This is a genomic window from Glaciimonas sp. Gout2 (genome assembly GCF_035018905.1).
Lineage (GTDB): Bacteria > Pseudomonadota > Gammaproteobacteria > Burkholderiales > Burkholderiaceae_D > Glaciimonas.
Window position 1 is genome coordinate 1 of sequence record NZ_JASJXA010000089.1, and the last position, 5,545, is coordinate 5,545.

Annotated in this window: 7 protein-coding genes; all 7 read left to right on the forward strand. The window is 46.8% G+C overall.

Annotated elements, in window-relative coordinates; translation table 11 throughout:
* The first annotated feature begins 158 nt into the window (after positions 1-158).
* On the forward strand, positions 159-593 hold the full coding sequence (gspG, locus tag QN379_RS22945) for a type II secretion system major pseudopilin GspG (protein ID WP_322240681.1): 435 nt from the start codon (positions 159-161) through the stop codon (positions 591-593).
* Positions 594-596: 3 nt separating this feature from the next.
* The gene (locus tag QN379_RS22950; protein ID WP_322239018.1) at positions 597-1,118 is read left to right on the forward strand and encodes a transglycosylase SLT domain-containing protein; all 522 of its coding nucleotides are present in this window, start codon (positions 597-599) and stop codon (positions 1,116-1,118) included.
* Positions 1,115-2,287 (forward strand): type II secretion system F family protein, encoded by a 1,173-nt coding sequence (locus tag QN379_RS22955; protein ID WP_323507716.1) that lies wholly within the window; start codon positions 1,115-1,117, stop codon positions 2,285-2,287. Before QN379_RS22950 ends, QN379_RS22955 begins: the two co-directional genes overlap by 4 nt.
* Complete coding sequence (locus QN379_RS22960; protein ID WP_322239014.1) at positions 2,284-4,002, forward strand: GspE/PulE family protein; 1,719 nt, start codon at positions 2,284-2,286, stop codon at positions 4,000-4,002. The genes QN379_RS22955 and QN379_RS22960 overlap by 4 nt, the downstream gene beginning before the upstream one ends.
* Positions 3,983-4,759 carry a hypothetical protein gene (locus QN379_RS22965; RefSeq protein WP_322239012.1) on the forward strand — a complete coding sequence of 259 codons (777 nt, stop codon included), beginning with the start codon at positions 3,983-3,985 and terminating at the stop codon, positions 4,757-4,759. The genes QN379_RS22960 and QN379_RS22965 overlap by 20 nt, the downstream gene beginning before the upstream one ends.
* Positions 4,746-5,261, forward strand: coding sequence for a hypothetical protein (locus QN379_RS22970; protein ID WP_322239010.1), 516 nt, complete (start codon positions 4,746-4,748; stop codon positions 5,259-5,261). Before QN379_RS22965 ends, QN379_RS22970 begins: the two co-directional genes overlap by 14 nt.
* The coding region (locus tag QN379_RS22975; RefSeq protein WP_323507717.1) for a hypothetical protein at positions 5,258-5,545 on the forward strand (288 nt) is incomplete at its 3' end. The genes QN379_RS22970 and QN379_RS22975, both read left to right, overlap by 4 nt.

The following is a 5,545-nucleotide window of genomic DNA, read 5'->3' on the forward strand; positions in this document are numbered from 1 at the left end:
ATATAGATGTTATCAAATCACCTCAAAATCAGACGTAAGTTGTGGCGTATTCGTCGATTTCAGTAACGAAGTCAGCGGTCAGCTAAGTAACTATATAAATCAGTAATGAAGTCCGTATCGGCGCAACAGCCCCAACTCTAACCAAGGAAATACAAATGATGAACCCAAAATCCCAATCTGAACGTGGCTTTACGTTACTCGAATTACTGGTGGTTCTATTGATTACCGCGTTGTTAGCTGGGTATGTCGGGCCAAAGTTATTTGGAAAAATCGAACAAGCTAAAGAAAGTGCAGCAGCGGCACAAATGAAAACGCTTGCCGATGTACTTGGTCAGTACCGGCTTGATACGGGCATCTACCCAACTGAAGAGCAAGGATTAGAAGCCTTGATAGAACAGCCAGCTGGTGAAAATAATTGGAAGGGGCCGTATTTAAATAGTGGTTTGCCGAAGGATCCATGGGAAAACGCATACGTCTGGCATAACCCAGCGCGTGATGCCGATGCTACGCATGAAGTTGAAATTTTGTCTTTGGGCGCTGATGGACAGCTGGGTGGCTCAGGAAAAAATAAAGATATTACGAGGGGATTTTGAGTTATGAAAATATCTTTGATTGCGGTCACTATGTGTCTGGCGGTTTCAACTTCGTCGCAAGCCGCATGTTGGGACGAAGCTGGCGCTCGCTACAACATTGACCCAATATTGCTTCAGGCTATGGCGCATGTGGAGTCGGGTATGAATGCTGCTGCTCGTAACTATAACAATGATGGCTCCTATGACGTAGGCTTAATGCAAATTAATAAGTTGCATTTCCCGCGACTTGCTACATTCGGTATTACCGAAAAACGTTTGATCGCGGAGCCTTGTACTTCGGTGATGGTGGGTGCGTGGATTTTGGCAGAATTTGTTCAACGCGTTGGCTATAACTGGACTGCAGTTGGGGCTTATAACGCTGGAACAAGCATACATCGAAAACATGCGCGCAACCGATATATCAAGAAAGTAGCTGGACAATATCGAGCGTTAAAAATGCAGACAAAAAAACGAACTCACGTTGCCAAGGTTCTTTCAGGAAAATCCACCCGCTCGTTTGTGCAGCTTAATACGGCTACGCAATGAAGCAGTTCGACGTACTCGTCATGCGTGGCGGCAATGCAGAGCATCAATTAATACAGGCCAAAGATGCCAATGATGCCAGCAATCAATGTGCAAAACAGGGACATGTCTTGCGCGTTAAGGAAGTCCGACTACGCGCAAAACGTCGCACTAAATTTCTACTTGGTCTGTTTATTCAGGAACTGATCGCGCTTCTTGACGCGGGCCTGGCATTAGTTGAAGCAATCGAAGCTTTGGCAGAGAAGTCGGCAAATGAAGAGCATAAGGAAGTACTAGATGGACTGTTAACGTATTTATATCGGGGGCAGCCACTTTCACAGGCGATGGAGCAACAGAGCGAGATTTTCCCAACATTACTAATTGCCAGTGTTGCGTCGTCCGAGCATAGCGGTCAATTACCACAGGCGTTGCGTCGATTTCATCATTACGAAGTACAGATTGCTGCTTTGAAAAAGAAAGTCTGGAGCGCGCTGATGTATCCGCTCATCGTGGTATCGGTCGGTGCATTGATTTTAGGATTTTTGGTCGTGTTCGTCATACCGAGATTTGCCACCGTCTTCAGTGGCATGAAGGATCTCAATGGCACGGCACAATTGATGGTGTGGTGGGCTGGAATGGTCACCGAGCACGGGGGAGAACTTCTTCTCACCCTTGTTGCCAGCGTTATCGCCGGCGTATTAGCTTTGCGCACTAAAACAGTGAAGGCTGGACTATGGAAAATGGTCTGGAGCGTTAATCGTCTTAACGAACAACGTGTGTTGTTTGTTCTGGCGCGTTTCTATCGGACATTCGGTTTGTTATTACTCGGTGGCATGCAAGTAGTTGATGCATTGACGTTGACCGGAAAGTTACTTCCTGCAGACCGTCAGTCTGATTTGCAACAAGTTCTTCAACACGTTCAAGAAGGGCGCGGAGTTGCCGGTGCATTGGTAGACGCCAATTTGACGACTCCTGTTGCGGCCCGTTTGCTACGCGTCGGCGAAAAAAGTGGCGACCTGGCTGGTATGTGTGAACGTATTGCACAGTTCCATGACGAAGCGCTGGCCCGCGCCATAGAGTTGTTTAGCAAAGTATTTGAACCGATTTTGATGCTCATTGTGGGCGGCTTGATCGGGACCATCGTCTTTTTATTGTATATGCCGATCTTTGAGTTGGCGGGAAGCGTTTCATGACCAACAATATGACTGAGAATATGATCGATAACATTATCGATAACATGACCAATAACCTTGGCAAGGATATCGATATGCCGGCCTGGCTATCTGCTTCCATGGCAGAACATGGTGACGCCGCCATCGAACACATGCTAAATACACAGCCAGAGCGAATCGACGAGATCGCCGCTCTTATTGGGTTGCGCTCAATCTCGAGCGATATCGTGCTGGCTGCTGATTGTGATTTCGACATCATGCCATTGGCGGTTGTATTGGATAAGCAGATTTTGCCTATTCGTGTTGATGGACTTTTGTATCTGGTGATGGGACGCCCTGGTTCCATCTCCGCTCGAAATTGGGGACAGCACTGGATCCAACTCTTGGGTCAACAACACACTGCTGTGTTAGCGGTCACCATACCAGATGCAGTAAAACAACGGCTAAAGATGGTAGAGGCGCAGGAACGCGCTATAGACCAGTTTCAACAGGAACAATCTGAGCGTCAGACTGATGACGTAACCGAAATTTCATTAAGCACTATTTCACAGGATCAAAGCCCGGTCGTAAAGCTACTCAACTCAACGCTTTTCGACGCGCTGCAATCACGCGCAAGTGATATTCACCTGGAAAGTATTGATGATGGCCTTGTGGTGAAATATCGTATTGATGGTGTATTGCAAGCGATTACGCAAGTGCAGGGAAGCGATTTTGCAGAACAGACGATTTCGCGTATCAAGGTGCTGGGTGGGATGGATATCGGCGAACGTAGAATTCCTCAGGACGGTCGTTTCAAGGTATGCATACAGTCTCGGAATATTGATTTCCGTGTATCGGTGATGCCAAGTATTCATGGCGAAGATGCCGTATTACGCGTATTGGATAAATCCAGTCAGAATCAGGCCATCAAACTTGAGACGCTTGGCTTTGATATCCATACCTTGGATCGCATTCGTAGTCTGGTGAAAATTCCACACGGTATGGTGTTAGTAACCGGTCCTACCGGTAGCGGAAAATCGACTACATTGTATGCCACGCTTTCGGAACTCAATAGCGGCGAAGAGAAGCTCATTACGATTGAGGATCCGGTTGAGTACCAATTACAAGGCGTGTTGCAAATTCCTGTGAACGACAAGAAGGGACTAACGTTTGCGAAAGGTCTTCGTTCAATCTTGCGGCATGATCCCGACATTATTTTAGTCGGTGAAATACGCGATACGGAAACTGCGGGTATCGCTGTACAGGCAGCACTAACAGGACATTTAGTGCTGTCTTCAGTCCACGCCAATGGTGTTTTTAGTGTGCTTGAACGTTTTCTTTATATGGGCGTTGAGCCAGCGAGCTTGCTTGAGGCGTTGAACGGTGTCGTGGCGCAGCGCTTGGTCCGACGTAATTGCCCGACATGTTCTCATCCGGTTTCCGACACTGAGCGTCAGGAGATAGAAAAATTGAATCCGGATCGCTTTCCAAATGGAACTGATACCGCACATTTTATGGTTGGTGCGGGATGTGATGCATGTCGTTTTACCGGCTTTCATGGCCGTATCGCATTGGCGGAAATTCTACGTTGCAGCGAGAGTTTTAAGGATGCCGTGATGCAAAAAGTCCCGATGCGAGCACTGAAGGCTATCGCCAAATCAGAGGGATTTGTTTCAATGAGCGACGTGGCGATAGCCGCTGTAATCGAAGGAAAAACGACATTATCGGAGGTGCAACGTGTCATTGCGATGGAATAAATATATTGCCGTAATCGGCGCAGAAGTCGCTATACGTCTATCAGATAATCCAATAGCGCAAACGCATAAACTTGCGTTGTCGTCTTCCAGCAATTCTGAAGAGTGTTGTGCGACCTTTGATACGTTGATTGCTACTTTACCACGTAGTAAATTACCAATGCTCGACGTGATCGAGATAGCGCTTAGTTATCCTTATGTGAACCATATGATTTTGCCATGGCAAGATGAAATTATCTCTCCTGCAGATCGTCTCGCATATGCGGAGTCAATGTTAGAGCAACATTACGGCATCATTCGCTCCGATTGGTATTGCGAGATATCACAGGAAAAGTTCGGCTGTCCTGCAATTGCCAGCGCTATTCGTCGCGACATCGTGGACGAAATTATCGTCGTTTGTAAACAGCAAAAAATAAGGCTACAGCGTATACAAACATTGTTGTCCGACACTATCAACCGTCATCCTGGCGTGTTGCATACAGACGCAGTATTTGTTGTGCGTCAATCGGAGAGCTATGAATTTGCGTTCAGGCAAGATGGCATTTGGCGCAATGCCTTCACTTTGCCGGGAGTAGGCCAGGAACCTGCACTTTGCATCTTGTCGGCTTCCATATTGGCAAACTTTTTTCCCGAGAATGTCTACTCAAGTGATTATACGGTGACTTCAGAATTGCCAGTGATTGCACCCACACGTGCAGTTACGCACTCATCTCAAATTGAAGTAATCGTATCGCAGGAGAGCACGCATGCGTCTATTTAAACGAAATGCGGTTCCTGTCATCGCCACTGATCGCTTCCGTCCTGTATTCATCGTTGTCGCCTTGATTATTGCCTTTACGGCTGGATATCTGCTGCTGCAAGACGTTGGGGAGTTGAGACTACAAACCGCGAAGCTAAATATTGAAGATACACGTCTGGCGGCTTTGCAGCGCAGCGCTGATAAGGAAAAAAAAGCCATCAAATTAGAGTTGGCAAAAAAAATGCCACAGGGCGCCTCGCCACCTGAACCTGCGATCGCTGTGCTTACACGACTCGAGGCAGCATGGACAGATGATATCAGTCTGTTACGTGTGGAAACGGATCTGACCAAAGGCAGTATGCAATTGCATATTAATGCTAAGTCACGCGAGGGGTTATTCAGTTTTGTGGAGCGTCTCAAGCAACAATTTGGGAATAACGTTTTTTTACAGCGACACGGACAAAATGCGTCGAATGATCAGGATTGGCTATTGGATGCAAGTGTGGCATTGGGGTGGAAATGAATATCCAAACAATACGGATAAATAAAATGTTGATGCGCTTTCAATGGGAGTGGTATCGCATCGCTGGGGCCATTGGATTGCCTGGTTTGATTGCTTGTGCATTATTGGTCGTCTGGCTTGTTATGCATGCGGCCTTCCTGTTGCCATCGATCAGTCGTGTAAATGATGCATTGACCAAAAATACTGCGCTTCAGGCGGCCCGTGCAAAAGAAATAAAAAGTAATTTGCTCGTTACTTCTCAGCCAACAACCAATTTTTTAGTCAGAGAAGAAGATATTTTGGAA